Below are 842 nucleotides of genomic sequence, written 5' to 3' on the forward strand. Positions count from 1 at the left end.
CGGCCGGCGAAGTCGCTGGCGCGGGCCTCGAGCATGGAGGAGGTCGACGAGACGATGTCGGCCATGTCGGCGCCGATCTGCGTCTTGCCCTGGTCGATCATCGCCGAGAGCTGGTCCTTGCTCTCTGCAAAGGTATTGGCGATTTCGCGAGCGCGCTCGACCAGCGTCTCATTGATCTGGCGGGCGCGGGCTTCGAGCGCGGCATTGAGCTTCTGCGTGCCGGTGTCGAGCGCCTCGGCGCGGGTCTGGAATTCGCTGATCAGCGCCTGGCCGCGTTCAGCCAGCGTCCGCTCGATGCCGCTGAGGCTGTTCTCGAACTCGGAGCTCAGCGTGCGCGCGGCGCCGCCCAGCAGCGAAACCATGCCGCTGGTGCGGTCGTCGAGCAGGTCAGTCAGCGAGCGAGTGAGGCCGTCGGTGGTGTCGGTCAGTTTGGCGATGCGGGTGTCGAGCAGGCTGGCGAAGGCCTCGCCCGAGGTCGACAGCCGGTCGGTGATCGAATCGAGTCGGCCCTCGACCGAATCGAAGATCGACATCGAGCTTTCGTTGATGCGGTCGATCAGCGTGTCGCCGGAATTGTTGATCGTCATCGACAGCTTGGTCGACGCATTGAGGATGGAGTCGCGGATGATGTCGCTGGCGGAGCCGATTTCGTCGCGCAGCGTCTCATGCGCGCTGGCGATCGAGGCGCGCACGCGCTCGGCATGGCTGACGACCGCTTCGCGCTCGCTGCCGAGGCCATCGACCAGCGAGCGGATGCGGGCCTCGTTCTCCGAATAGGAGCGCTCGATCTGGTTGACTTCGCTGTGGACAAGCGTTTCCAGCTCGACCGCGCGCGCCAGCGT

General features: G+C 66.0%; 1 pseudogene. It reads right to left on the reverse strand.

Annotated elements, in window-relative coordinates:
- A pseudogene (locus EN780_RS35715) lies at positions 1-842 on the reverse strand (kinesin); the annotation flags it as partial.

Source organism: Mesorhizobium sp. M4B.F.Ca.ET.089.01.1.1 (genome assembly GCF_004022605.1).
In the GTDB taxonomy this organism is placed as follows: Bacteria; Pseudomonadota; Alphaproteobacteria; order Rhizobiales; family Rhizobiaceae; genus Mesorhizobium; species Mesorhizobium abyssinicae.